The sequence below is a fragment of the Paraburkholderia tagetis genome, assembly GCF_022213065.1.
Classification (GTDB): domain Bacteria; phylum Pseudomonadota; class Gammaproteobacteria; order Burkholderiales; family Burkholderiaceae; genus Paraburkholderia; species Paraburkholderia tagetis.
In genome coordinates, this window is the sequence record NZ_JAKLJA010000001.1 from 1 (window position 1) to 26,069 (window position 26,069).

The following is a 26,069-nucleotide window of genomic DNA, read 5'->3' on the forward strand; positions in this document are numbered from 1 at the left end:
TCGCTACTCCCGATAACTCCGAAGAATCATCAGGTCACGAAACCCGTCAAGCGCCCACACTTATCGGCTGTAAATTTTTAAAGATCGATTCGCGGAAGACACCGGCAAACTGCGCTACGGCCTAGCGTTTTCTGCGTTGCTGCGTCAGCAGCAGAGAAACGAAATTATGCAGACTCTTTCGCGTTTCGTCAACATCTTTTTTAACGTCACCGCTTAAAAACTGTCGACTCACGCAACCGCCGTTTCTCGCGGCGGCCTTCGCGTCAGGCAATGCATGAAGCGAAGGGGGCGAATCTTAGCGCGCCTGTCTCGCTTACGCAAGCGAGAAATGCCTACCGGCCAAAAACCTGTTTCCTCAAATCAAAGCCATCATGGCAGCCAGTTCTCGCGACGCTCGGCCCGGCAACACCGCTTCCGGCACGTTGCTTGCGGCAACCGACCATCGATCGTCCTATGAGGCGCTGCGACAACCGCAGCGATTCAACCGTGAGACAAGCGATTTCCCGGGTCGCGATTCATGCATCGGTTTCTTTGACCGCCGCGCTCTCGCTCATTGCGCCGTCTGCCGCTCATGCGGACGACAGCGCAAGCCCCTGTGCCGCACTCAAGCGCATTGTCGCGGCGGCGCCGCAGCACTTCGCGTCGCTGAGTCCCGAAGACGGTCGTGCCGTCGCTCAGCCCTATGGAGACGATGCTCAGTGCGCGACGACTCGATCCACCTACCAATGCACGTGGAGCACGCGTGACGCCCAGGCCGGCTCGAACACGGACGCCCTGGAAGGCGTAGGCGCCGATATCGCCTCCTGCTTGCCCAACGCCACCCACGACGGAAACTCGCCGGGCCGTCAGCATTTCTATCTGGGCGAGCGCGGCAGCCGCACCGAGATCACCGCGCAGACCGCCGGCGCGAACCGCGTGAAGCTGACCGTCTCCCGGCAATAAACGCTCACACAGGCAATCCCGCGCGCAAGCCAACGCATGAAGACCGCCGCGCGAGCGCTGTCGCGCATCCTCTCTCGATAATGTCCCCGATATCCGTCGCGGCCGGCGTCGTGCTCTCGGCGCGCTACGCGGTCGGTTCCGTGATGTTGTGGGTCGCCTATTTCATGGGCCTCGTGATCTTCTACGCGTCGATCAACTGGATGCCGCTGCTACTCAAGGACGCCGGCCTGCCGCCCGCACACGCGACACTGATCTCGGCGCTGTTCCCGCTCGGCGGCATTGGCGCGTTGCTGTGCGGCGTGCTGATGGATCGCTTCAACGCCAACCGCATCATTGCCGCATGCTACGCGCTGACTGCGCTTTCCGTATGGTTCATCGGCTAGGCCGTGGGCAATGTGGGCGCGCTCGTGCTGGCCGTGTTCGCGGCAGGAGTGCTCATGAACACTGCGCAATCGTCGTTGCCCGCGCTCGCCGCGGCTTTCTACCCGACGCAAGGCCGCGGCACCGGCGTCGCGTGGATGCTCGGGACAGGCCGCTTCGGCGGGATCGCCGGGTCGTTTCTCGTGGCCGAGCTTGCGCGCCCGCACTTCTCGTTCGCGGGGATCTTCGCGACGATTGCCGTAGCCGGCCTCGTGGCCTGCGTGGCATTGCTCGTGAAGCAGATCGCGCGGCCGCACGTCATGCATGCCGCGACGGGTGCCGAGAAGGAGTCGTTCGGCCACTGAACGAAGCACTAGCGCTGCCGCGTGACGGCGCGTCGAGGTGTTTCAGATACAAACGGGCCGCAAATCGCGGCCCGTCCACGTTTTGGCGGGGATTCAGACCGGCGATGCGCCGGCCATTCGTCCGACGACTGGTCCCGGGATGCGTGCGAGCAGTCCGCGCGCTCAGCCGCCGAGCGCGACGAGATTGAGCGTGTGTGAATGTCCGATCCACACAGCGGCATCGCGATGATCACGCAATGCATCGTCGGTATTGGGATGCACGAACACATCGAGTGCGCCGTGATTGAGCACGAGCCATGCAAACACCGCGGCAAATCGTTCGCTCGGGATCGCAAGCTGATACGACCACATCGGATGCGGCCCGACCGGACGCTCGTGGAAACGCCCGATCTGCACGGCGTGGCTCAATTGCTCGGCGATGGTTTCGCGCAAAGCCCACGCCGCATCGCGCGTGGCGGCATCGAAATAGATATGGGCATGCCAGCCGGAAATATCAGCGGGATTGGAATGACTCATGGTAGTGCGGCTGAAACGCGAAAAGACGGTTGAGGCTCGAATCGACATTGTGCCGCGAAATCCGCCTCGCGATGCGCTTGCCGCATCGCATGTGCCTGCCGGCGTCGCGCGTGGCGAGACGGGAAGCACGTCGGGATGCTTGGCGATCAGTGCCTTGAGAATCCGCACCTGCCCGGTCGTGTTCCAGGCCTTCTGGAGCTGGAACAACAACTGCACCTTCGCTTCCTTCGCCGCGCGCTCGGCGCCGCATCTTCCTGATGCGACGACGCCCGGCAGCAGTGGCTCAGTATCCTGACGCGCACTCTGGCCGGGCCTGGTATTTTCCAGCAGTTTTATCGCGCCTGGTTCGGTGCGAACCTCCAAGCGAACCGCGCTGATGATTGCATCTGCATCATTGCAGGAACAACCGGTAAGCGGGATTCTGCGTCTCTTCCCATTGCGGGTAGCCGAGCGTGGCAAGAAAGCGCCGGAACTCCGCGTCCTCGGCCGCCGGCACCTGGATGCCCACGAGAATCGAGCTGTAATCGGCGCCCTGGTTGCGGTAGTGGAACAGGCTGATGTTCCAGTTCGGCGCCATCGACGAAAGGAAGCGCATCAACGCGCCCGGACGCTCCGGGAACTCGAAGCGGAACAGGCGCTCGTCGTGCGCGAGCGGCGAGCGTCCGCCCACCATGTAGCGGATGTGCTGCTTCGAGAGTTCATCGCCGGTGAGATCGACGCACGGAAAACCGTGATCGACGAAAGTCTGCGCGATGGTCTGCGACTCGCCGCGGTTGCGGATCTGCACGCCCACGAAGATGTGTGCGCGCTCGGCATCGTCGATGCGGTAGTTGAACTCGGTCACGCTGCGTGTGCCCACGAGTTCGCAGAAGCGCTTGAAGCTGCCGCGCTCCTCGGGGATCGTCACCGCGAACACCGCCTCGCGCGCCTCACCCACCTCCGCGCGCTCGGCCACGAAGCGCATGCGATCGAAGTTCATGTTCGCGCCCGAAGTGACCGCCACCAGCGTCTTGCCTTCGATGCCCTCGCGCTCCGCGTACTGCTTCGCGCCCGCGACGGCCAGCGCGCCCGCCGGCTCCAGCACGCTGCGCGTGTCCTGGAAGACGTCCTTGATCGCGGCGCACAGCGCGTCGGTATCGACCGTGAGCACTTCATCCAGATACTGCTGGCACAAGCGGAAAGTTTCCTCGCCCACGAGCTTGACTGCGGTGCCGTCCGAGAACAGACCGACTTCGCTCAGCTCGACGCGCTTGCCCGCCTTCACCGACTGCGCCATCGCGCACGAGTCGTCGGTCTGCACGCCGATCACGCGGATTTCGGGACGCACCGCCTTCACATAGGCGGCCACGCCAGCGGCGAGCCCGCCGCCGCCGATCGGCACGAAGATCGCATGAATCGGGGCCTGATGCTTGCTGAGGACTTCCATCGCCACGGTGCCCTGACCGGCGATCACATGCGGATCGTCGAACGGATGCACGAAGGTCAGGCCACGTTCGTTCTGCAGGCGCACGGCGTGCGCGTAGGCGTCGCTGTAGGATTCGCCGGCCTGCACGACTTCGACGGTGGGGCCGCCGTGGGCGCGCACCGCATCGACCTTGACCTGGGGCGTGGTGATGGGCACGCAAATCACGGCCTTCACGCCGAGCCGGGCCGCGGAAAGCGCCACGCCCTGGGCGTGATTGCCGGCCGAGGCGGTGATCACGCCGCGCTCGAGCTGCTCAGGCGTCAGATGCGCCATCTTGTTGTAGGCGCCGCGCAGCTTGAAGGAGAACACGGGCTGGTTGTCCTCACGCTTGAGCAGGACCATGTTGCGCAGGCGCGCCGAGAGATTCGGGGCGCGCTCCAGCTCGGTCTCGCGGGCCACGTCGTAGACGCGGGCGGTGAGGATCAGCCGAAGGTAATCGGTTTGCTGCGAGTTGCCGGCTTTGCTTTTGAGCGTAGCGGCCTGGGTTGTGTCGGCTTCGACTACGGTGTGGCTCGATTCGACCTGCATGACGGCTCCTGTGCTGTCTCTTGATATCTCTTGCTAGCCAGGAGGCGGAAATAAAAAACCCGCCTCCAGGGGCGGGTTTTTGTCGCTTTTACCAAGACGTACACTAACCCACCATTCGATGAATGGTGCGAATAATCAGCGTAATCAGGCAGTGGCGGGAATTCATACGCACAAGCATGAGGGAGGTGGCGGTAATTGTCAATCTACCACGCGCTTTGCCAAAATGTTCTGATAACTACGAATTACATTTCACTCGATACATTTTGAAACTGGAAGCGATCAAGAATCTTCCAGGAGCGTAGCAACTGCATTTTGGCCGTCAACTAAACGTGCCTAGCCGTGAAACATTCCAAGAATTATCGCATACCTCATTGATTCAAAAGCAAATTTCTTCTGTGGCGGTTTTTCAGGTCGTGTTTCACGGTTTCGACCCTAGCGATGCTTCAGCTTGCCTCAACCGTATCCATCTCGGCCGCCCATTCGTCGATCACAGTCTTCATCCGTTCGGCCAGGCGCTGCTGATCTGCGGCGGCGATACCCTTCAGGTTCAATTCGGCACGACCATCGCCGAAAAGCTTCAGCTCGCCGAGCGCCACGCCATCCGGACGATTGAACTGCACACGCGACTGATAATGCGTGCGGCGCGGTCCAATACGTCGCGCCCCCGCCTCCGCCGACGCCGCCGCTTCGAGCTTACGCACGCTGGCTTTGCCTTCGATGACCTGCCCGAGCCAATGCTCGGCAACGCTCGCACCGGCACGGTCGAAGATCAGCTTAATGTTGTAGGCATGACCGAGGCCGACATCCTTGCGGTGCTGCGCCATGCGTTGCAGCAGATATGGCGGCAAGGACGTAAGCGAAATCACCTTGCTGATGTGCTTCGGGTCCTCGCTGACGGCAACGCCCAGCTCGACCTGATCGACATAAACGCCATCGTCCAGCAACTTCTTCCAGGCAAGTGCGTCATCAAAGACCGTCTGCTCTTCTCGCTCCTTGTTTGCGTGATACGCGCGCAGGTAGAGATTCTGGTTATCGAGACCGTCGCGCACATCGGCGTCGATATGCTTGTCGCCGCGCGAGCGCGCCGCACGGATACGGCGCTCGCCGTCAACGATCACATATTTGCCGGGAAAATCGGGCAGCCGCGTGACGAGAATCGGCGTGATCTGACCTTGCGTGGCAAAGCTCTCTGCGAGTTCGTCGATCGTCTCCGCGCTGTAGAACGCACGCGGATTGTATGGGTTCGAGACGACATCCTCGACCGGAATTCTCGTGACCGCGTGAACGGCGAGGGCCGCCGATTCCTGCGGTGCAACTTCTACCAGAGAGACCACCGACGCGTCGCGCTGTGCAATGCCCACGACGTCGCCGTCGGCCAGACGCTCACCCGCGGACGCGCGCTCAACGGCCATTCCCGCGCGAACCTTGCTGGTGAAGTTGAGCTTAGTTGCCATCGACGACCTCCTCTTCTTCCTGAACGAGCGCAATGATTTCGTTGTAAACCGCAGCGATTTCGTCCTTGGCAATCTTCGCCCCGCGCACGCCCTTTACGTCGAAAACCGTTCGGCCAAGCGCCGCTGCCTGGCGGTACAGCTCGCGTTGCTTGATGGTGGCTGCGAGCACATGGACATTGCTCTCGGCAAGAATCGCACTCATCTGCGTGTGCAGGAGCGTCTTCGAATTAGCCTTATTCAGCAAAATTGCGAATTTCCCGGCCGGATTGGCGACTCGCGTACGCTCGACCAACTCCATCATCCCTTCGCTACTCCAGATGTCGATTGGGGATGCGTCGGTCGGGATGATGGTCGCATCGGCAACAGCAAGCACACGCGCGGTAGTCAAGTCGTTGATGTTCGGCGGACAGTCGACGATAACGACGTCGTAATCGTTCGCGAGCGCGGCGATCTCCGGACCAATCATCTTGTCGAGCTTGTTGATGCTACCGACGCGAAATGGGAGGGGTGTTTCCGGGCCAGAGGCCGCGCACCAACTCATGCACGATTGCTGACCGTCGGCATCGGCGACATAAACCTTATAGCCTTCGGACTGAAACGCACCCGCCAGATTCATGCTGGTTGTGGTTTTGCCCACTCCGCCCTTTTGGTTCGCTACCGCTATGACCAGTCCCATTCAGTTCTCCATGCAATGTTCAACGCCGGCACACACTTCACGCACACTCTCCACGTGGAGATTCTCTAGCGAGTCAGTTGGCAGTCTAGCGGCAAGTTAAAGTAAATTCTAGCTTCAGCGTTGAAATCGTTGTCCGCTCACAACCAAACTAGCCATTCGGACAAGAAATTCGTTGAGCTGATGTCGTCTCAAAGCAGTGGACGCGAGAAATCTGGGATCAGGTGATCGCAGCAGCGATGTGCGATCTCCACGTGGAGATATCGGCGGACCGTTGCGACAACACACGTCGAATATTCGTCGCTTTAAATAGGTGTGGCGGCGCTTTTCAATTCAGTGTTTAGCGTCGACAGCGTTTCGGTTCGACTCGAAGGGCGATCGCACGGAGAGCGATGCAGTTGAGGCAGAGCATCCACATTCGTGATTACTTTGGTGTAGCGATCTCCACGTGGAGATCATGACAAGCGGCCTTCGGCCCATATCTGCTGCCAAATTGAAGCACGCGTCCGGGACATACTCTTGTGACCGCAGTTTATCTCCACGTGGAGAGTCAATTGCGCAAGAACCGCGAGCATCGTGTTGCGAATTGAATAGTTCAGTTCCAAGCGTCGAATTCTGCGTTGTGAATCTCCCCCTGTGCGAGACAGACCTCCAACGTCATTCATCGTGAGCAGCCCTCCAGATTGCGCGTATTGGCTCAATCTCCACGTGGAGATCCGTGAGGTCTTCACGAGGCAAGAAGCCTATCCCACGTCTATAAGCACTTGGGACCGCCCCTCGGGCAAACAGCAATTGCCACTGTTAAATGCCGTCTGATGTATGGGTGTTGCATAGGTGTTGCTCGCGGGGGCCAACAACGAATGTGCTAATGTTTGCTCTCACGACCTGTTCAGTCGTGGCATAGATCAAAATCGCCCAAGTGGCATGCAACGGACACCCGGGTCGGACACGCAGAGTTGTGTCACAGCGCTATGGCTACCAGTCAGGCAAAATCCGATCGCGCAATTCGCTCGAACGGCTACCTAATCTCCACGTGGAGACCGGGCAGCAGCGAAGAGATAGAGGAATCAGGCCCGCCCGATATTCACAGGCAGCGAGAAGAACACATCGACACGCGGCACCAAACATTCTGTTCGACGCCACATCAATGCATGGGGAGAATAGGGAAAGCGAAATTTACCTATATCTAATAGTGGGTAAATTTCGCTAAATTTCCGACTAGGCGGTGCTTAATCCGTTAGCAGAGGAGGCAGTTAATCAGAACGTGTCTTCAACGCAAGCTCAACGTCGCCCATGGCCTGGAGATCCGCGGCCGCCGGCGCCTGTTGTCCGCTCAGCAGGAATTCGAGCAGATCGGCGGCAGTCGGTTGACCCCAGGTATCGAGAACCACCCAGCGGAAGAAGTTCGTCGATGCCATCTTGCTCGGCACTTTGGTCATCGAAACCTTGAGCTTGTCCATGCCGACCGTTTCGTTGTAGCGCTGGATAAGCGCTGTCTGATCGTCGTGCTCGAGCTCGTTGAAGTAGGCCCGTGCCTCGGCAATCTTCGCCGCAATATAGCGGTCCTTCACCTGGTCCTGGCTCTCACGCGCCTTGGGCGAATCGGCGCTCGTGCCGCTCGCCGCATTAGCTCCCGGCAGTTGATAACCCTGCATCAGCGCCTTGCGGAAATAGGCAGCCACATTGGCAAGCGGCGCCGCATTTTTCTGTGCAACGCGTACAGCCGTGTAGGCCACGGCCGTACGGATTTTCTCCTCGCCGTATTGCTTCAAGAGACGCCGAGCCTCCGAGACCGGAACGCTGAATTTTGACATCTCGCCGATGAGCACAGTCTCATTCGCACGAAGCTCCTGGGACGGGTCCGTCTCTGGTTTGCGGGTCACGCGAAACTGCAGGGCGACGACCGAGCGGCCCACCTTGTGCTCGATAAGCTCGAAGTTGTGGTCCGAAATCTCGTTGACTTCCTTGATGCAGGGCACCAGCACGCGGCTCTTGAACTGCTTGTACAGCTTGTACGATTGCGCCGAGGTGTCCTGACCGAGAATGAGATCGCGCAGCGTCGCAAGCGGAAAGCGGGCCGTCATCCCGACTGCTTCGTAGCGCACGACGTTTTCCCAGAGCGCAAGTGAATGCGCCTTCCTGAATTGACGCGTGATCCGCATGTCGATCATCGCGTAAATCTCAGGGTTCAGAAGTTCGCCGCGAATCTGCTCGGAGAACGTATAACGCAGCACCGAGCGTTCCAGTTCGGCGCCTGCGAGGAGACCCGAAGCCTTCCAGATGCTGCGTTTGTCCTGCGTGAGATAGTCCCAGTTGACGACCGTGCTGATCAGCGAATTGATCGTCTCCTTGACGTACTCCGTGTTGTTGCTGTTCAGATCGACGTCCTGCGAGAGGGCGGAGATCGTGATCTCGAACGAGGAGCGACCGGATTCGAGGGAATCCTGGCGGATCGCGTTCTTGATCAACGAGCTGAACATCTTGCGCTGCTGAAGGCTGATCGATCCGGATTTCGGTGCGATGTGAATCGCGGGGACCGCCTTGCGGAAGAGATCAGGCGGCTGGCCTTGGAATACGAGTGCACCTTGCTTGTCGGCATCGCCAACATCGGCCTTTTTTCTTGCCATATGACCCACGTGAAAAGGGAACCTGGTCGGCTGGTAACTGTATACCAACCGACCAGGTGACTCAAGACTACGGCCAGGCCTGTGCGGCAGCACGACACTCTGTGTCAGAAAAGTTGACAGCCGGTGCATTGACCGCGGTACCGTGCGGCCAGACGAGCATGGAAAGCACGCGCCAGCTGGCTTCGAGGGGATCCCATATTCGGTAACCATTTGAGCCTGGCGCCCCGAATTCTCTCCCATAACACGTGACTTTGATGCCCCTGGTAAGTACTCACTTCTGATCAGGTTACTCACAGGTATCTGTTTATGGGAGCTTTGGCCAGGCAGGCGTTGTACGGAATTCAGGCAAGCAGCACATAGAAGATTTCCCATTGGTGGTGACCTACTGGCTATCCCATAAATAGATACCTTTAGTAACCTGGTTCCTGAGCCTCCGGGATCGATCGTCAGGAAGGGTTCACCATAAACGGGTACCCCGAATTCGCCCCATAGAGCGTTACCTGTTCATATCCATTCATAGGCTCAACCAGACTTCATGCGGCCCCGGTCTCAATTGGTAGCGGTTACCTTCTCGAAGACCTTTAACAAGCGCCCATACCCGGTTACCTCAAGATATCCCCATAACTGGATACCTTTGCCACGGCCTGAATCCCCTCCAGACTCGCCGGATACAGTTACCGCACCCAGAAATGGCTACCTTTGAGCGTTCCCATAAACCGTGACCTCAGCCGCTTTCGGCAATTATTCCCATACGGAGCGACCTTTCACCCATATCCACAGACCGGAATCCCCATGCGAGGCTACCGAACCCCCATATCCACAACCTCGAGTCCCCATAGTCGGTACCCAGCACCCCATAAATTGCAACCAAATCGCCCGCAAACCCATGCCAGGTAAGGCTTTGCGCCGCCTAAAGGTTTACTAAAGGTTCTAAAGCGTAAAAGTAAACACTGAAAACAGGTGTCCGACGATAGATACGTTTCCCAAAACCGGGACCCTATAGAGATGTAAGTGGTCACCAACTCGAGTTGTCCCAAACCCGGTGACCTTCAAGCCAAAGTGCCGAATTCAGCTCCCAAAACCGGAGACCTACTCGCAGATTCTTGAGAGATAACATTGAATATGTTGCTCAACTATATGATTTATAAGTGTTTACATTCCGTTGGTGCCTTGCTATGGGATGGACTACTTCCAAAAGGTAGCCGGCTATGGGGATCGACACAGAAACTCATCGCCCGGTTAGATGCCTGGTGTTCGGAAAAACAGAATCCGTCTGTTCTGCCACTTCTCATGACAGTCTCCCTTTCTCGCAAATCGCTGGGTAAAGGTCACCGGTTCCCATAGGGGGTTACCTGCACCAGGTCACCAAATATGGGAACGCTGCGCTTGGGGCAGTGGCACCGCTGTAGCAAGGTACCCGCAGCATTCCGCACAGGGAACCTCGCGCGCATGTTTCTCAGCTCCTGCACCTTGCTGCTCCGAGCCCCATCGCGCTTCTCTGAATTGCCAAACTGACTGGCGGGCGCGCCATGATTTTCCGGCACGTGCGTATCGATCCTCGACGGGCGTTGCCGTGCGCATCGTCCGTCGTTGCCAGGATGGCCATCGGGAGAGTCACGTCGGTCAGCGAAATCATGACCCGCCTGCATCAACCTTCACCGCAGCGCGCGTGCGGCTTGGAACCTGCTGCCCTGCCGCCTCAGGTACGAGATAAGCGCTGAACCTTCCGGGCTGGGGATGGACCCGCATCGGCACGTCGTGCCCACTGCGCCGCGTGCCAGGTTCCAGTGGCCGATATTGACCACTGGAACCTGGCAGACCATGACTTTCCGCCGGTTCGCGCCTATGTGGCGATCATCTTTGATGGCGTGCACCGAGTGCTCGGCTTCATCGGGTGTTCGGTGGCGATAGATTGATCCGCGAGATCGACGGCAGCCAAAACTGTTAGTTGCGCTGCTTCGACTTCGCCCGGCGACGCGTCGCTCGCACCATCATCGACGTATGGCTGCGTCGCGAAAACCGGCGCTAGACCTTCCACGATCTGTGTTCCGTTGGCAGTCACTGGATTTCCGGTGACGCCATGCTGTGCCTCCCGAACCCGTGATCGATTTAAGGCCGCTTGCACGAGCACTCGTGCGGGCAAATCATGATGGTCGATATCTGCGCTGCACGGCCCCGCAGCGCGCGGTGGGTGAAGTCGCGCGGACAACTCGCGTCTCGTCGTCGCGTGCTCGCTGTTCGATGTACGCCACGTGCATGGCGAGTACCTGCTCACTCTGCTCACCCGGCTACACTTCCAGCCGAAGCGATACGGCGCCGCGGCGAGTCCGCCGTGGCCGATATACTCGCGAGCCCGAGGAGGCAGGCACAGTCCCAGCAAATTTATCTGCATTCCTATGTATATCGGAGGCTGATGAGATCAATCGACGCAGCGCATTCGCACCCGTGGTGCTGCCCGATCTCGTGGCCTCGCTGTGCGAACTGCACACGACGACGCCATCAAGTTCGTACCGAGCATACTCGCAACACGAAGGTAACCGTTTGTGGGATTTCAGGTCACGTGCGCGACAACGTGCGTGTACCTGCCGCACGAAAAACGGAAACGGCACGCACGTGGCGAGCCGTTTCCGTGCGACAGGTACACAGGCTGCGGGCCAGGCGCAGCAAGGCTTCAGCGTGCGTAAAGGACGGAATTCAGGCGCACTAGCGGGTTGTCGTGCTCAGCCTGCATGAGTTCGTGACGGACCGGCCCGAGCGTCTTCCGGGTGGCTTGCCAACCACTGGGCGCTACCTGACCCGTTTCGCTGGAAAGCCGTTGCCATCTGACAGGTGTTGTGCGCTGGAGCGGTGGTCCGAGCGAAGGCGAGCGTGGCGACAACGGCGCCGGAGAAAAATAGTTAGGTTAACGAATAAAACCGCATCGGGCGTTACCCGCCCCCCAAGCGCGGCCGCGGCTAGCGGCAGGGGAACGTGCCCATCAGTGCCTTGTAAATAACCGCGCCGGTGGGTTCGAGAATGTATTGAAGGTGACCTTTCATCCAGACCATGATCGCGCCGAGCTGGTCCTTGCGTCCGAGATTCGGCGGGACGCAGTAGCGCGGCGGCTGCTTGTCGATCAGGGTCTGAACCAGCGCACCGTTCGTGTAGCCCGCGAGGTACATGACGCATGCGTCGAGATTCTCCGGCTTTTGGCAAGTGTTCAGGAAGACATCGGCCTGATCGATCGAGGGCGCCTTCTGCGTGGCTTGAGCGGCGGCATTTCCGGCACAAAGCGCGGCAACGAGTGCCAGCCCGGCAAGGAGAGGTTTTTTCATGTGGGGGTGGATGGAACGGTTCGTCAGAGGAACTCGGGGCCGGACATGCACATTGCAGTACACGCGCGCGCCGGCCGCAAGCTTAGCGGCGGGGCCGGTCTCATAAATTGCTTTGCATCAAGCTGGCGGTGAGCGCAGCGCCCTTAGTCCTGTAACTGATTTAAATCGGAAAACTCCATCGTTCTGATTTGCCGGGGCGCTTCGTAGAATCGGTCGAACTTTCCATCACGACCGTCGATACGAATCCATGAGCGAATCCATGAGCACACGCCGCGCATTTCTCAAACTTTCGCTTGGTGCGGCTGCTGCCGCGCTGCCCGCCCTGAGCACGTCCCGGGCTTTTGCGGCGAACGCCGCGCGTACCCTGCGCATCGGCAACCAGAAGGGCGCGCTGAGCCTGCTGAAGGGCCGTGGCACGCTCGAGCAGCGGCTCGCGCCGCTGGGCGTCAAGGTGACGTGGACGGAGTTCAATGCGGGCCCCGTGCAACTGGAGGCGCTCAACGTGGGCTCGATCGATTTCGGCGATGTGGGCGAGGCGCCGCCCATCTTCGCGCAGGCCGCGGGCGCGCCGCTCGCCTATGTGGCGGCCACGCTGCCGCGGCCTCAATCCGAGGCGGTGCTCGTGCCGCACAACTCGCCGCTGCGCGAGGTCGCGGACCTCAAAGGCAAGCGCGTCGCGTTCAACCGGGGCAGCAATGTCCACTATTTCCTCGTGCAACTGCTGCGCAAGCATGGGCTCGATTATCGCGACGTGCGGCCCGTCTTCCTCGCGCCGGCGGATGCGCGCGCGGCCTTCGAAAATGGCTCCATCGACGCGTGGGTCATCTGGGACCCGTTCTTCGCGGCGGCGCAGGCGAGCTTCGGCGCACGCGTGCTCGCCGATGCGAGCGGCGTGGTGGTCAATCGCGGCTTTTATTTTTCTTCGCGCAACTACGCGAGCGAGAACCCGGACGTGATCCGCGTGCTGATCGATGAGGTCGCGAAAACGGACGAATGGGGCAAGAACAATCGCGCGGCATATGCCGCCGAGCTTGCGAAGCTCTGGGGGCTGCCCGCGCCCGTGGTCGCGCGGGCGGTCGATCGCACGGAGTTCGGCACGGTGCCGATCACGAAGACCATCCTCGGCGAACAGCAGAAGATCGCCGACACCTTTCTCGATCTCGGCCTCGTGCCAAAGCGCGTGGATGTGCTGCAAGCGGCCGTGCCGGGGCTCGCCTGAACACCGCCGCCATTCGCCGTGGCGAGGCGCTTGTAGCCGCGCCTTGCCACGCGCGAATTTACGCGCTCACTCGCGTGCACATTCCCGCGCTCATTTCCGGGATTTCGCGAGCGTGACCGTCTCGAAGAGTTCGTAGTTCGGCGTGGGCGTCTGGTCGGCGCCCGGCGCGTGATAGTAGTTCATCGTGATGGTGGTCTTGTCGCCGTGCTCGCCCGGATCCACGTCGAACACGGCTATCCCATAACCGGTACCCGTATCGCGCTGTGCGGACCAGATGGCGTCTTCGAGCGCGTCGGCGCCTGCCCGTACCCAGGTGCCCGGCGTCGTGCCCGGCACGGGCCGGTTGGGTTTCGTGAACACCTTCGCCTGCGGATTGCCGTTGCCGGTGTCCACGCCGTAGACGTCGAGCGGCGCGCTCGTGCCGCCGCCGCCCAGGATCAGGTGGATCGTGCCGTGGCTCGTATCGAACGTGTTGCTGCCCGCTTGCGCGTTCGCCACGGGCTTTGGCTGCAACGTATCGACGGGCGTGCCCGTCGCGGCATCCACGCCCGCATGATGATTGCAGCCGCGCACCGGATAGCTGCGCTCGTAGTCGTGATCGTGGCCGCATACCACGAGGTCCACGCCGTAGCGGTCGAAGAGCGGCAGCCAGGCCTCGCGGATGCCCTTGTCCGACCCGTTGCCCGTCTTCGAGGAACTGAGCGCGTCCTGATGCATCTGTACGACGATCCAGTCGATGTCATCGTCGTGCGAGGCGTGGCGCAGCGTCTTTTCGAGCCAGCGCGTCTGCTCGCCGTTGCTGTAGCCCCGCACATAGAACGACGAGCCCGCAGCGATGGGCGCATTGCCCGTGCTGGCCGCAGGCACGAGCGGCGCGGGACCGGCCACGAACGCGGCGGCGTCCTGATACACGACATCGTCGGCGTCGAGCGAGACGAACAGCACGTTGCTCACGCGGAAGCTGTACCAGCGGCCCGGAAAGCGCGTGCCGTTCGCAGGCAGCGTGTAGCGCGCAAGATACGATTCGAGCCCCTGTGGGCCGTTGTAGAACTCGATTTCGTGGTTGCCGGGGCAGGGCATCCACGGCCGGTTCGACGACGAGCTTTGGTTATTGTTCGCGAAGTCGCGCCACACCTCGGTCTGATGCGCAGGGTTCAGGTTCGCGTAGCAGAGGTCGCCGTTGAGCAGGTGAAAGAGCGGCTGAAAGCGCTCGACAGCCTCCACGGCGAAACGGCTTTGCGGCGACGAAAGCACCCAGCCCGTGTTGGGCGTGGCGAGGTCGCCGTAGCTCGTGAAGCGAAACGGCTTGCGGCCGTGCGGCGCGGTGGTGAAGCTCGCGGAAAACGGGTTGCCGGCGTGGCTGTCGTTGTCGGCGGTCACTTCGTAGCGGTAGGTCGTACCGGCGTGCAGACCCTGCAGGCGCGCGTGATACGTGAACACGACGACGCCCGTGAGGCCGTCCGTGTAGGTGCGCTGGACTGCGTTTGCGACTTCGCGGCGGCCACGGTCCGTGGCGTACGTGACGCGCGGATGCGTAGCGGCCGCGAGCGAGGCCCACGAAACCACGACTTCGCTTGCCGGGTCCGTGCCCCAGGTGAGGTGGATCTGCTCGGGCGTGCCGTCGGGCGTGGCCGCGTTGGCATTCGTGACGCCCGCGAGCGTGGCCGCAGCGCCTGCGGCGCTTGCAAAACCGGATGCGCCGGCAAGCTTGAGAAAGCCGCGGCGCGAGACGCCGATGGCGGTATCGGTTGTGGTGGTGGATGCGTCGGGAGTGTTCTTCTTCGTCATGTCGAATCGCCTCGTGATTGCGGAGCCCGGACATGCATGGCTCGTCGCACGTTTTGCAAAATGGATGTGGTCGAAACGATGGCTTGCTTGCATGACCCCGCGATGACACCGCTTGTGAATATTCGAGCGGCGGGTGGCCGAAAAGGCTAACCAATCAGGAATGCGAATAAAAATTCAGGGCCGATACATGGGTCGCGACGAAAAAGCGCGATAAAAGATGCATACAGAATGCATTATATATTGGCGAAGAATTATCAATTGTTGTTATTGGAAGCGCTTGAGTAACCTCAACGGACGCAAATCGCCCGAGGCGCCGCGCGGGCCTTGCAGCAAGGGTCCGGCGGCGTAGAGCAACCCCAGACGCGCTGACGCCCATGCCCCGCTTCGCACTTCACGACTGGTTGACGAATTTCATCCCGCATCCCGGCGCGCCCGAGTGGCGCGAGCGGGTGCGCCGTGCCGGAGGCGCTTTACTCGGCATCGCGTTCACGGGAATCGCGACGCATTTGCTGTTCGGCCGCGCGGGTGACATTCCGATGCTCGTTGCGCCCATGGGGGCCTCGGCCGTTCTGTTGTTCGGCGCATCCGAAAGCCCGCTCGCGCAGCCGTGGTCCATCGTGGGAGGCAACCTCGTTTCCGCGCTGGTTGGCGTGGCCTGTGCGCAGTGGATCGCCGATCCGGTCCTCTCCGCCGCCGTGGCCGTGGCGCTTGCCATCAGCGCGATGTTCCTGTGCCGCTGCGTGCATCCGCCTTCAGGCGCCGTTGCGCTGACTGCCGTGCTCGGCGGCCCGGCCGTGCATGCGCTCGGCTTTCGCTTCGTGGCCGCGCCCATCTTGTTCCAGTCGTTTGCCTTGCTGAGCGCCGCGCTGGTCTTTCACGCGCTCACAGGACACCGGTATCCGCGCGCCGCCTGGCGCGTAACGGCGCCGGCGAGCGGTCAGGCGAGCGGTCAGGCAAGCACATCGAGTGCTCAGCTTGCACCCGCGCAACAGGCCGGCGCGGTTACCGACCCGCAGCGCCTGTCGTTCGATGAACTCACCTGCGAAGAATTCATGACGAGCGCAGATCATGCCGTACCGCTCACGATGGGCCGGCATGCCGCATGGGAGATGTTGCGCCGTCACGGTGTTCATGCGCTGCCGGTGGTGGACGACGCGCATCGGTTCGTGGGTACGGTAACGCATCACGAACTGGCGAACGGGCAGCCTGTGGGGTTGGTGCGCAGGTTATGGCGCGCGCTGCGGCGCAAGACCGTGCAGATGGAGGAGACGGTCGAAGCCGTCATGGCATCGGGCGTCCAGGCGGTGCACCGCGCTACGCCGCTGGCGCATCTCGCGGCCATCTTCGCCGATAATTCGTGCTACGAAATACCGGTTCTCGACGATGCGCGGCGCCTGATCGGCGTGGTGAAGCACACGGACATGATCCGCTGGCTTCACCAGCACGCTGGCGCCGCATACGCGGATGCAGCACGGCCGCTCGCCGACGCGAGCTGAGTGCGGCGCGGCCCGATTCGAATTCAGCCCGGCGCGAACTGCACGACCGCCATCGTCCCGTGCCCGTTCGCGCCGTTTCCGAGCCTCACCTCGGCGCGATGCGCGCGCGCGATCTCGCGCACGATCGCGAGTCCAAGGCCGCTGCCGGGTTGCGTCGAGGCCCGGAAAAAAGGCTCGAAAACCTTGTCGCGCAACTCATGTGCGATACCCGCGCCTTCATCGGCCACGCTCAACGTGACGAATCCCGCCGCCACCGCGAGCGTCACCATGACCGTGCCGCCCTCGGGCGAGTAGCGAATGGCGTTATCGACGAGATTGAACACCAGCACTGAGAGCAACGGCTCGTTGCCCATGACTTCGGCCTGCTGCGCAAGCGTGGTCACGATCTCCACACGCCTGCGCTGCGCGAGCAGCGCGAGCTGCTCGATCACGCTGGTCGCGACCGCGCGCATATCTACGTTCACGCCTTCGAATTGCGTATAGTCCGCCGCCTCGGCTTGCGCAAGTGTCAGCAACTGATTGGTGAGCCCCACGAGCGAGCGGTTGCTCTGGTGCATCGCCTTGAGCGTCTCGTGAAGCAGTACGGGATCCTGCTGGCGGCGCGCGTATTGCAGCTGCGTGCCGAGCAGCGTGAGCGGGGTGCGCAACTGATGCGCGGCGTCGGCCACGAAGCGCCGTTGCATCGCGGTCTGGCGCTCGATGATGTCGAGGCACTCGTTGAAGGCGCTCACGATGGGGCGCAATTCGCTCCTCAGCGGCTCGACGTCGATGCGCACCGACGACGTGCGTACCCGCTGCGGCAGCCCGCGCGCGAGCCGCGTGAGCGGGCGCAGTTCGAGCGTGAGCGCGACGCACACGAGCACGACAGCCACCGTGACGATGGCCGCGAAGTAGAACATCTGAGGCCGCCAGAGCGCGGCGACCATGGCGTCGCGCTCGTGCAGCGTGCGGCCCACGGAGACGATCACGCGGCGCGTCGCGCCCGCATCGTACATTTCGCGGATCAGCGAGACCGCGCGAATGGGCGCGCCGTTCACGCGGGCGTCGTACCACTGCGGCGAGATTTCGGGAATGTGCTGCGGGAAGTCGGAGGTGCCCGCGATGATGGGGCCACCGATTTCCTGCACGCGAAAGAACACCTGGTCGCGATGCGGCGTGCGCAGGATTTCGATGGCGCTGGGCGAGATCGATGCGATCAGATCGTTGCCTTCCCAGCCGATGTCGCCGGCCATCACGCGCGCCGCCGAGAGCAGCGCCTCGTCTTGCAGCAGGTTCGCCGTGCGCCACGCGTTGCCCCGCGTGATCAGCCCGGCCGCTGCGATGAACACCGTCATCGGCAGCACGAGCCAGAGCAGCAGGCGCACGCGCAGGCTGTTTATCGGCCGGCGTTTCGGCTTCGTTGGCGCTGCTGTTGACGTTGGCGTTGTGATCGCCGGCCCGGCCGTCGCGCTATTCTTCGGCTTCGGCATCTTCGAGCAGGTAGCCCAGCCCTCGCAGCGTGATGATGGTTGCCGTGCTCTTTTCGAGCTTCTTGCGCAGCCGCGAGACGTAAATCTCGATGGCGTCTTCGCTGGTGGGCGCGTCGGCATCGCTCACGGATTCCGCGAGCACCGCCTTGGACACGGTTTTTTTCGCGCGCAGGATCAGCGTCTCCAGCACGGTGTGCTCGCGCGGCGTGAGCGTGAGCGGCTCCTCGTCCACGTAAAAGCGCAGGGTGTCCATGTCGTAGAGCAGATTGCCGCAACGCACGCGGTTCGTGCGCGAGGGCGCCTGGCGGCGCGCGAGCACCTTCACACGCGCCACGAGCTCGCGCGCGTCGAAGGGCTTGACGATGTAGTCGTCCGCGCCGGCACCCAGGCACACGACCTTTTCGTCGATGGCGCCCGTGGCCGTGAGAATCAGCACGGGCGTGGCGTCGCCGCGCGAGCGCATGCGGCGCAAGAGCGCCTTGCCCGACATGCGCGGCAGGTTGAGGTCCAGCAGCACGACGTCGTAGGGCGAGGCGCGCAGCGCGTCTTCGGCTGCCTCGCCGTCGCCTACGTGGTCGAGCATGAAACCGTCATCGGTCAACGTGCGGATGAGCCAATGCGCGAGTTGTTCGTTGTCTTCGACGAGCAGCAGTCTCATGCCCTTTTCCAGTCCAGTCGGCCGGCCTTGCACGATGCGGTATCAGGCGGCCTTGTACTGTTCGCGTGCGATGCGCGTGCGGTACAGGAACAGGGTCGCCACCAGGCCGCACGCGGCGGCAATGCTCAGCCATGCGCCCGGCGCGGCCTTGTCGCCGGTGAAATGAATGAGCCACGTGGAGATCGCCGGCGTGAAGCCGCCCACCAGCGTCGCGAGGCTATAGGCCATCGAGAAACCGGTGGTGCGCACGTGCACCGGCATCAGCTCGGTCAGCGCGACGACCATCGCACCGTTGTACCACGCATAGAGCGTCGAAAGCCACAGTTCCACGATCAGGAGCGTCGTGAACGAGGGCGCGCCCACGAGCCAGCGCATGGCCGGATACGCGCTGAGCACGGCGAGCGCGGTGCAGGCGACCAGCACGGGGGCGCGGCCGATGCGGTCCGACACGGCGCCGGAGATCGGCAGCCAGATGAAGTTCGAGATGCCCACGCACACCGTCACGAGCAGCGCGTCGAGCGACGTGAGGTGCAGCTCGACCTTGCCGAAGGTGGGCGTGTAGGCGGTGATCAGGTAGAACGAGGTCGTCGTCATGATCACGAGGCCCATGCCGGCGAGCACGATGCCCCAGTTGCTCGCGATGGCGCGCGTGATTTCGCCGAGGCTCGGATGATGGCGGCGCGCGGTGAACTCATCGGTTTCGCGCAGCGTGCGGCGGATATAGAACAGGAACGGCACGATCATGCAGCCGATCACGAACGGCACACGCCAGCCCCAGTCCTTCATTTCGGGCGCGGGCAGGACGCTGTGCAGCACCACGCCGAGCGCTGCGGCGAACACCACGGCCACCTGCTGGCTGCCCGACTGCCATGAGCAGTAGAAGCCGCGGTTGCCCTTGGTGGAGATTTCCGCGAGATAGACGGACACGCCGCCCAGTTCCGCGCCGGCCGAGAAGCCTTGCAAGAGACGCCCGATCAGAATGATGACCGGGGCGGCCAGGCCGATGGTGGCGTAGCCTGGCACGAAGGCCACGCACATCGTGCCCACGGCCATCAGCCAGAGCGAGAGAATCAAGCCCTTGCGGCGGCCATGACGGTCCATGTACGCGCCGAGCACGATGGCGCCGAGCGGGCGCATCAGGAAGCCCGCGCCGAACACGGAGAGCGCGAGCATCAGCGAGGCGAATTCGTCGCCGGCGGGAAAGAACGTGCTGGCGATGGCGGCGGCGTAATAGCCGTACACCATGAAGTCGTACATTTCCAGAAAGTTGCCGCTGACCGCGCGAAACACGGTGCGGGCTTTCGATTCCCCCGGCGCGGCGTTGATGGCTGTAGACATGTTGGACATCCTTGCATGTTGGACGAGCGTGTTCCTGCGGTCGTATGGGCCGCCGTGTCGCCCGCCGTGTGGCGTGATTCGGTGTTGAAAACGCGGTTGAAAACGCGGTTGATAAAAACGCGACTGTTAGCGATCGGGGCTGCTCAACTACCTGCTCAACTACTGCGAGCCCTTCACGAATTCATTTGTGTAGGTCTTCGAAAGATCGACATGCCGGGCCGTCAATCCCGAGCCTGCCGTCATCAATACCTTCAGCACGGTTTGCGGCGCGCCATCGGGCATCAGGCCGTCCTTCGAGAACGCGCTCCGCGCCGAAGCGAGCGCACGCACATAGCCCGCGCGGTCGTTGCCGATCACCTCGGGCGGCAGCACGGCGGCGATCTGTTGCGCCGAATGCGTGCCGATGAAGCGCAGCGCGCGCGTGAGTGCCTGCACCATCCGCCCGGTCTCCTGCCGGTGCGCGAGCATCCAGCTGCGTCGCAGATAGAGGCACGCACCCGCATAGGGGCCGCCCAGCCAGCGCTGCGTGTCCTCGACGGTGCGCATGTCGACCACCACGTGGGCGGCGCCGCTCGTCAAGAGACGCGTGGCCGTGGGTTCCTCGACCATGCCCGCGTCGATGGTGCCTTGCTCGAAGGCCTCGACAAAGCGCGTGTCGGAGGCGAGCGGCACGACCGTGTAGTCGCCGGACGCCACACCCGCACGGGCGAGCAGAAAGCGCGTGAGGACCCACGTGGAGGCGCCGAATCCCGTCACGCCAAGGCGTTTGCCCCGCGCTGCTTTCATCGTCGCCGTGTTCGTGGTCACCGCTTTCGTTGCGGCGTCGCTTGCCAGTTCGCGGCCGCCTTCCGTATGCGCCGATGCGAGTTCGGCCAGGCCTGCCGCGCGTTGCAGCACCACCACCGAAAGCACGTCCTGGCCGCGGCTTTGCAGGTCGAGCGTGTGGTCGTAGAAGCCCACCGCGCCTTCGATCGCGCCGGCGATCAGCTCCGTGGAGGTGTCGATGCCCGCGGGCCCCGAGACCACCTGCACGTCGAGGCCTTCGTCCTTGAAGTAGCCCAGTTGCGAGGCGAGCACGGCAGGCAGATAGACGATCTTCGACATGCCCCCCATCATCAGCCGGATCGGCTCGGCGCGCGCCACCGGGGCAGCGCCAAGCGCGATGCACAGCAACAGAGCGCGGCCGAGATGCTGGGCGCCGGAAAGCATGACTGCGTGACTCCTCGTGACCGGCGCCTTGCCGGAATGGGTGGAAGTATAAGAAAGCGTGGCCTTCTGATTGCTTTCCGTCCGAAAGAGATTTTCTCGGTATTTACCCCGCATTTACCCGGGGCGCGCCCAGACGCATACCTGGATGCGGTCGTCCGGGAGCGCACGATGGGCCGCCGTAGGGCGCTACAGGGCACCGTAGGCCGCTATAGGGCGCGATGCCCGGCTCCCCTTACAATAGGGCCAGCCCTCATCCGCATCCACCACGAGACCATGACACGAGACCCCCGCCTCACCCTCAACGCGCGTCAGCAGGAGTTGCTCGAATGGGTGCAGCGCGATGGTTTCGTGACCGTCGACGATTTCGCCGCGCACTTCGGCGTTACGCCGCAGACCATCCGCCGCGACGTCAACTGGCTCGCCGACATGAATCTCCTGCGCCGCTACCATGGCGGCGCGAGCCTGCCCACTAGCGCGGAGAACGTCTCCTATAGCGCGCGGCAGCAGATGTTCCATGAGGAGAAGCGTCGTATCGGCGCGCTCGCGGCCTCGCATATTCCCGATCAGGCCTCGCTCTTCATCAACCTCGGCACCACGACCGAGGAGGTCGCTCGCGCGCTCAACCGCCATCGCGGCCTGCGCGTAATCACGAACAATCTGAACGTGGCGAGCATGATGAGCGGCTACCCGGAGTGCGAGGTGCTCATTACGGGCGGCATCGTGCGGCCTTGGGACAAGGGCATCGTGGGCGAGTTGACCATCGACTTCATTCGCCAGTTCAAGGTGGATTACGCGATCGTCGGGACCTCGGCAATCGAGACCGACGGCACGCTGCGCGACTTCGACACGCGCGAGGTACGCGTGGCCGAAGCAATCATCGAGCACGCGCGCACCGTTTATCTGGTGACCGATCATTCGAAATTCGGCCGGCCCGCGCTCGTGCGCCAGGGGCACCTGAGCCAGATTCACGCGCTCTTCACCGACAAGCCGCTGCCCGCCGAAATGAACGAGACCGTGGCGCAGGCGGGAACGGCCGTGTACGTCGCGGATTAGGCCGGGCCCGGTCTTTCGTGCATGTTGCGGCCGGCACTGCCGGCCTGCGGTTGTTGCCCGCCGAGGCGGAGGCGTTGGATTCCCGGATCGATGGCCCGCGCCGCTTTGGCCCTTCGATGCGCCTGACGCGCCGAAACGAACACAATTCGAACATCATTCGAAAATTTTCGCGCTCGCTTTCGTTTCATTCTCTCGCGCGATCGGGCGCTTGCCCTGCCTGAAGACTCGCGCTAATTTGGGGAAAATCCCCATTTATTCAGCTATTTTCGAACATTGGCGGTGCCTTTCTCCGCGCGCCCATCGCGCTGCCAAAACGAACTTTACTTTTTCGAATTTGTTCGTTAGATTTCGTATTCGAACATTTCGAGTTCACTTGTGGGCTCGTTTTGGGACCACTATCAGGACTATCAGGAAACGCAGGTGATTCAACAGAATCGCTACGATCTGCTCGTCGTGGGCGGCGGGATCAACGGCGCGGGCATCGCGCGCGACGCGGCCGGGCGCGGGCTCTCCGTGCTCCTTTGCGAACAGGACGACCTCGCCTCGCATACGTCGTCGGCCAGCACGAAGCTGATTCACGGTGGGTTGCGCTATCTCGAGTACCGCGAGTTCGGCCTCGTGCGCAAGGCGTTGCAGGAGCGCGAGACGCTGTTGCGCTCGGCGCCGCACATCATGTGGCCGCTGCGCTTCGTGATGCCGCACATGCCCAACCTGCGCCCCGCGTGGCTCATCCGCATCGGCCTCTTTCTCTACGATCACCTCGCGAAGCGCGAACTGCTGCCCGGTTCGCGCGGCATAAACATGCGCCGCCATGCGGCGGGCGCGCCGCTCGTCGACACCATCCGGCGCGGTTTCGTCTACTCGGACGGCTGGGTGGACGACGCGCGCCTCGTCGTGCTCAATGCGCTCGACGCGCAAGAGCGTGGCGCGCGGATCCTCACGCGCACGAAGCTCGTTCGCGCGCAGCGCACGAACGGCGCATGGCTCGCCACGCTGCGCCGCCCCGACGGCAGCACCTTCGAAGTGCGTGCGCGTGCGCTCGCCAATGCGGCGGGCCCGTGGGTGGGCGAGGTGCTGCACGGTGCGCTCGGGCGCGGCGCGCAGCATAGCGTGCGTCTCGTGAAGGGCAGCCACATCGTGACGAAGCGCTTGTTCGATCACGATCATGCGTACATCTTCCAGAACCCGGACAAGCGCATTATCTTCGCGATCCCCTACGAGCACGACTTCACGCTGATCGGCACGACCGACGTGGAGTACCGCAACGACCCCGCGAAGGTGTCGATCGACGGCGACGAAACGCGCTATCTGTGCGAGTCGATCAATCGCTATTTCAAACGCAAGATTTCGCCCGCCGACGTGCACTGGACTTACTCGGGCGTGCGGCCGCTGCTCGAAGAAGAGGGCGCGAAAAATGCATCGGCGGTCACGCGCGACTATCGTCTGGAAATGGACGACGTCGAAGGCGCGCCGCTGCTCTCCGTGTTCGGCGGCAAGATCACCACGTTTCGCAAGCTCGCGGAAGAAGCCGGCGACATGCTGTGCCGCGTGCTGGGCAGCGACGCGCCCAGCTGGACCGCAGGTGAGACGCTGCCGGGCGGCGACATCGCGAAGGCACGTTTCGCGCCCTTCGCGGAGGCCTTCGCGAAACGCTACGCGTGGCTGCCCGCACCGCTTGCGCTGCGCTACGCGCGCGCTTACGGCACGCGCGCCGAGCGCCTGATCGGCAAGGCCGCGTCGCTCGAAGCACTGGGTCCGCAGATTGCACCTGGCATCTACGAGGCCGAATTGCGCTATCTGCGCAACACCGAGTGGGCGACCTGCGCCGAAGATGTGCTGTGGCGCCGCTCGAAGCTCGGCTTGCACGTGGCGCCGGGCACGCTGGACGCAGTCACGGCCGCGCTCGAATCGTGGTTTGCCGCGAGCCGTGCGCGGGCTGTGGTCCAGCAATAAGTGCCTCAATAAGTGCCGCTTGAGGGCTGCATTGAGTATCACAGACGGTCAGCACCACCCACGCGCCTTGCCTTGCGGCGCGAATCAATCACAACTACCCACGAATGGAGATGAGAGACATGCAGGACCAACAGTACATTCTTGCGCTCGACCAGGGCACGACGAGCTCGCGTGCGATGCTGTTCGACCGACAGGGCCAAATCGTCTCGATTGCCCAGAAGGAATTCGAACAGATCTATCCGCGTCCGGGCTGGGTCGAGCACGATCCGCAGGAAATCTGGTCGACGCAGGCGGGCGTGGCCGCCGAAGCGGTCACACGCGTGGGCCTGAACGGGACCAACATCGACGCCATCGGCATCACGAACCAGCGCGAAACCACCATCGTCTGGGACCGCGAGACCGGTCATCCCCTCTATAACGCCATCGTCTGGCAGGACCGCCGCACCGCCGACTTCTGCGACCAGCTCAAGGCGCAGGGTCTCGAAGCCATGGTGCGGGCAAAGACCGGTCTGCCGATCGACGCGTACTTCTCCGCTACCAAGATTCGCTGGATTCTCGACAACGTGCCGGGCGCACGCGAAAAGGCGCGGCAAGGCAAGCTCGCATTCGGCACCGTCGATAGCTGGCTCGTCTGGAATTTCACGAAGCACGAACTGCACGTGACCGACGTCACGAACGCCTCGCGCACGATGCTCTTCAACATCCACACCCGCAAATGGGACGACGAGCTGCTCGACGCGCTCGACATTCCGCGCAGCATGCTGCCCGAGGTCCGTTCGTCATCCGAAGTATATGGGCCGACCAAAACCACGGTGTTCGCTTCGAAGATTCCGCTCGCGGGCATTGCGGGCGACCAGCAGGCGGCGCTGTTCGGCCAGATGTGCACGGCCTCGGGCATGGTGAAGAACACCTATGGCACGGGCTGCTTCCTGATGATGAATACAGGCACGAAGCCCATCGAGTCGAAGAACAATCTCGTGACGACCATCGCCTGGCAGATCGGCGACGAGGTGAACTACGCGCTCGAAGGCAGCATCTTCATCGCGGGCGCGGTGGTGCAATGGCTGCGCGACGGCATGGGCGTCATCAAGAGCGCGGCGGAAGTCGAAGGGCTCGCCGCGAGCGTGCCGCACACGGACGGCGTGTATCTCGTGCCCGCGTTCGCGGGTCTGGGTGCGCCGCACTGGAACGCGCACGCGCGCGGCTCGCTTTTCGGCGTGACGCGCGGCACGACCTCGGCGCACGTCGCGCGCGCGGCGCTCGATTCGATCGCCTATCAATCGCTGGACGTGCTCGCCGCCATGGAAGCGGATTCGGGTATTAGCGTGGGTGAGTTGCGCGTGGACGGCGGCGCGAGCGCGAACAACCTGCTCATGCAGTTCCAGGCGGATTTGCTCGGCGTGGCTGCGGTGCGTCCGCAGATTACGGAAACCACGGCGCTGGGCGCCGCCTATCTCGCGGGCCTCGCAACCGGCTACTGGAAGAGCGTGAACGAACTGCAAAGCCAGTGGCACGTGGACCGGCGCTTCTCGCCCGCCATGCCGGCCTCGCAGGTCGATAGCTGCCGCGCGGGCTGGCAGCGCGCAGTGCGTGCCGCCAAGGCGTGGGCCGACGACTCGCGATAAACCAGAAAGAGACAACT

General features: G+C 62.5%; 19 protein-coding genes and 1 pseudogene. 9 read left to right on the forward strand and 11 right to left on the reverse strand.

What is annotated here, in order from left to right; all coding sequences use genetic code 11:
* Window positions 1-486 precede the first annotated feature (486 nt).
* Window positions 487-942, forward strand: a complete 456-nt coding sequence (locus L5014_RS00005; RefSeq protein ID WP_238461542.1) for a hypothetical protein — start codon at window positions 487-489, stop codon at window positions 940-942.
* Window positions 924-1,667: pseudogene (locus L5014_RS00010) on the forward strand (MFS transporter); the annotation flags it as partial. The gene L5014_RS00005 and the pseudogene L5014_RS00010, both read left to right, overlap by 19 nt.
* Window positions 1,668-1,829: 162 nt before the next feature.
* Here the strand turns inward: L5014_RS00010 and L5014_RS00015 are convergent.
* Complete coding sequence (locus L5014_RS00015) at window positions 1,830-2,183, reverse strand: DOPA 4,5-dioxygenase family protein (protein ID WP_238461543.1); 354 nt, start codon at window positions 2,181-2,183, stop codon at window positions 1,830-1,832.
* Between L5014_RS00015 and L5014_RS00020 the strand changes: the two genes are divergently transcribed.
* On the forward strand, window positions 2,182-2,478 hold the full coding sequence (locus tag L5014_RS00020) for a hypothetical protein (protein WP_238461544.1): 297 nt from the start codon (window positions 2,182-2,184) through the stop codon (window positions 2,476-2,478). The two genes, L5014_RS00015 and L5014_RS00020, sit on opposite strands and share 2 nt — an antisense overlap.
* 96 nt (window positions 2,479-2,574) lie before the next feature.
* Here L5014_RS00020 and ilvA read toward each other — a convergent pair whose 3' ends face one another.
* The 4 genes from ilvA to L5014_RS00040 all read right to left on the reverse strand — a co-directional run bounded on the left by ilvA (window position 2,575) and on the right by L5014_RS00040 (window position 8,930).
* The gene (ilvA, locus tag L5014_RS00025) at window positions 2,575-4,176 is read right to left on the reverse strand and encodes a threonine ammonia-lyase, biosynthetic (RefSeq protein ID WP_238461545.1); all 1,602 of its coding nucleotides are present in this window, start codon (window positions 4,174-4,176) and stop codon (window positions 2,575-2,577) included.
* Window positions 4,177-4,619: 443 nt separating this feature from the next.
* Window positions 4,620-5,630, reverse strand: coding sequence for a ParB/RepB/Spo0J family partition protein (locus L5014_RS00030; protein ID WP_238461546.1), 1,011 nt, complete (start codon window positions 5,628-5,630; stop codon window positions 4,620-4,622).
* Complete coding sequence (gene parA, locus L5014_RS00035) at window positions 5,620-6,306, reverse strand: ParA family partition ATPase (protein ID WP_238461547.1); 687 nt, start codon at window positions 6,304-6,306, stop codon at window positions 5,620-5,622. Before parA ends, L5014_RS00030 begins: the two co-directional genes overlap by 11 nt.
* A 1,250-nt stretch (window positions 6,307-7,556) precedes the next feature.
* Complete coding sequence (locus L5014_RS00040) at window positions 7,557-8,930, reverse strand: replication initiation protein (protein ID WP_238462097.1); 1,374 nt, start codon at window positions 8,928-8,930, stop codon at window positions 7,557-7,559.
* Window positions 8,931-10,717: 1,787 nt separating this feature from the next.
* Between L5014_RS00040 and L5014_RS38520 the strand changes: the two genes are divergently transcribed.
* Entirely contained in the window at window positions 10,718-10,846 is a 129-nt protein-coding gene (locus L5014_RS38520) for a hypothetical protein (RefSeq protein WP_274389173.1), read from the forward strand.
* 1,038 nt (window positions 10,847-11,884) lie between these two features.
* Here the strand turns inward: L5014_RS38520 and L5014_RS00045 are convergent.
* Window positions 11,885-12,244, reverse strand: coding sequence for a Rap1a/Tai family immunity protein (locus L5014_RS00045; protein ID WP_238461548.1), 360 nt, complete (start codon window positions 12,242-12,244; stop codon window positions 11,885-11,887).
* Window positions 12,245-12,503: 259 nt separating this feature from the next.
* On the opposite strand from L5014_RS00045, the gene L5014_RS00050 reads away from it, so the two are divergent.
* Window positions 12,504-13,463, forward strand: coding sequence for a sulfonate ABC transporter substrate-binding protein (locus tag L5014_RS00050; RefSeq protein ID WP_238461549.1), 960 nt, complete (start codon window positions 12,504-12,506; stop codon window positions 13,461-13,463).
* A 90-nt stretch (window positions 13,464-13,553) separates the two neighbouring features.
* Here the strand turns inward: L5014_RS00050 and L5014_RS00055 are convergent, their stop codons facing one another.
* Window positions 13,554-15,251: a purple acid phosphatase family protein gene (locus L5014_RS00055; protein ID WP_238461550.1), complete on the reverse strand. Its 1,698-nt coding sequence runs from the start codon at window positions 15,249-15,251 to the stop codon at window positions 13,554-13,556.
* Between the two features lie 374 nt (window positions 15,252-15,625).
* On the opposite strand from L5014_RS00055, the gene L5014_RS00060 reads away from it, so the two are divergent.
* Entirely contained in the window at window positions 15,626-16,747 is a 1,122-nt protein-coding gene (locus tag L5014_RS00060) for an HPP family protein (RefSeq protein WP_238461551.1), read from the forward strand.
* Between the two features lie 23 nt (window positions 16,748-16,770).
* On the opposite strand, the gene L5014_RS00065 is transcribed toward L5014_RS00060, so the two are convergent.
* The 4 genes from L5014_RS00065 to L5014_RS00080 all read right to left on the reverse strand — a co-directional run bounded on the left by L5014_RS00065 (window position 16,771) and on the right by L5014_RS00080 (window position 21,421).
* The gene (locus L5014_RS00065; protein WP_420799997.1) at window positions 16,771-18,126 is read right to left on the reverse strand and encodes a sensor histidine kinase; all 1,356 of its coding nucleotides are present in this window, start codon (window positions 18,124-18,126) and stop codon (window positions 16,771-16,773) included.
* A gap of 70 nt (window positions 18,127-18,196) precedes the next feature.
* Window positions 18,197-18,874 carry a response regulator transcription factor gene (locus tag L5014_RS00070; RefSeq protein WP_238461553.1) on the reverse strand — a complete coding sequence of 226 codons (678 nt, stop codon included), beginning with the start codon at window positions 18,872-18,874 and terminating at the stop codon, window positions 18,197-18,199.
* 42 nt (window positions 18,875-18,916) lie between these two features.
* Entirely contained in the window at window positions 18,917-20,212 is a 1,296-nt protein-coding gene (gene tcuC / locus L5014_RS00075; RefSeq protein ID WP_238461554.1) for an MFS transporter, read from the reverse strand.
* 159 nt (window positions 20,213-20,371) lie between these two features.
* On the reverse strand, window positions 20,372-21,421 hold the full coding sequence (locus L5014_RS00080; RefSeq protein WP_238461555.1) for an ABC transporter substrate-binding protein: 1,050 nt from the start codon (window positions 21,419-21,421) through the stop codon (window positions 20,372-20,374).
* A 273-nt stretch (window positions 21,422-21,694) separates the two neighbouring features.
* Here L5014_RS00080 and L5014_RS00085 point away from each other — a divergent pair, with 273 nt between their 5' ends.
* The 3 genes from L5014_RS00085 (at window position 21,695) to glpK (ending at window position 26,052) form a co-directional block, all read left to right on the forward strand.
* A complete protein-coding gene (locus L5014_RS00085) occupies window positions 21,695-22,474 on the forward strand; it encodes a DeoR/GlpR family DNA-binding transcription regulator (protein ID WP_238461557.1) in 780 nt (259 codons plus the stop codon).
* 420 nt (window positions 22,475-22,894) lie between these two features.
* Entirely contained in the window at window positions 22,895-24,427 is a 1,533-nt protein-coding gene (glpD, locus tag L5014_RS00090; RefSeq protein ID WP_238462098.1) for a glycerol-3-phosphate dehydrogenase, read from the forward strand.
* 119 nt (window positions 24,428-24,546) lie between these two features.
* A complete protein-coding gene (gene glpK, locus L5014_RS00095) occupies window positions 24,547-26,052 on the forward strand; it encodes a glycerol kinase GlpK (protein ID WP_238461558.1) in 1,506 nt (501 codons plus the stop codon).
* The last annotated feature ends 17 nt before the right edge of the window (window positions 26,053-26,069 follow it).

Excerpts from the sequence above, each read along its gene's own strand:
- L5014_RS00080 (WP_238461555.1), bottom strand. The coding sequence starts at position 21,421 with ATGCTTTCCGGCGCCCAGCATCTCGGCCGCGCTCTGTTGCTGTGCATC.
- ilvA (WP_238461545.1), bottom strand. The coding sequence starts at position 4,176 with ATGCAGGTCGAATCGAGCCACACCGTAGTCGAAGCCGACACAACCCAG.
- L5014_RS00020 (WP_238461544.1), top strand. The coding sequence starts at position 2,182 with ATGGTAGTGCGGCTGAAACGCGAAAAGACGGTTGAGGCTCGAATCGAC.
- tcuC (WP_238461554.1), bottom strand. The coding sequence starts at position 20,212 with ATGTCTACAGCCATCAACGCCGCGCCGGGGGAATCGAAAGCCCGCACC.
- L5014_RS00085 (WP_238461557.1), top strand. The coding sequence starts at position 21,695 with ATGACACGAGACCCCCGCCTCACCCTCAACGCGCGTCAGCAGGAGTTG.
- L5014_RS00015 (WP_238461543.1), bottom strand. The coding sequence starts at position 2,183 with ATGAGTCATTCCAATCCCGCTGATATTTCCGGCTGGCATGCCCATATC.
- L5014_RS00050 (WP_238461549.1), top strand. The coding sequence starts at position 12,504 with ATGAGCACACGCCGCGCATTTCTCAAACTTTCGCTTGGTGCGGCTGCT.
- L5014_RS00060 (WP_238461551.1), top strand. The coding sequence starts at position 15,626 with ATGCCCCGCTTCGCACTTCACGACTGGTTGACGAATTTCATCCCGCAT.
- L5014_RS00030 (WP_238461546.1), bottom strand. The coding sequence starts at position 5,630 with ATGGCAACTAAGCTCAACTTCACCAGCAAGGTTCGCGCGGGAATGGCC.
- parA (WP_238461547.1), bottom strand. The coding sequence starts at position 6,306 with ATGGGACTGGTCATAGCGGTAGCGAACCAAAAGGGCGGAGTGGGCAAA.
- glpK (WP_238461558.1), top strand. The coding sequence starts at position 24,547 with ATGCAGGACCAACAGTACATTCTTGCGCTCGACCAGGGCACGACGAGC.
- L5014_RS00070 (WP_238461553.1), bottom strand. The coding sequence starts at position 18,874 with ATGAGACTGCTGCTCGTCGAAGACAACGAACAACTCGCGCATTGGCTC.
- L5014_RS00040 (WP_238462097.1), bottom strand. The coding sequence starts at position 8,930 with ATGGCAAGAAAAAAGGCCGATGTTGGCGATGCCGACAAGCAAGGTGCA.
- L5014_RS00055 (WP_238461550.1), bottom strand. The coding sequence starts at position 15,251 with ATGACGAAGAAGAACACTCCCGACGCATCCACCACCACAACCGATACC.
- L5014_RS00045 (WP_238461548.1), bottom strand. The coding sequence starts at position 12,244 with ATGAAAAAACCTCTCCTTGCCGGGCTGGCACTCGTTGCCGCGCTTTGT.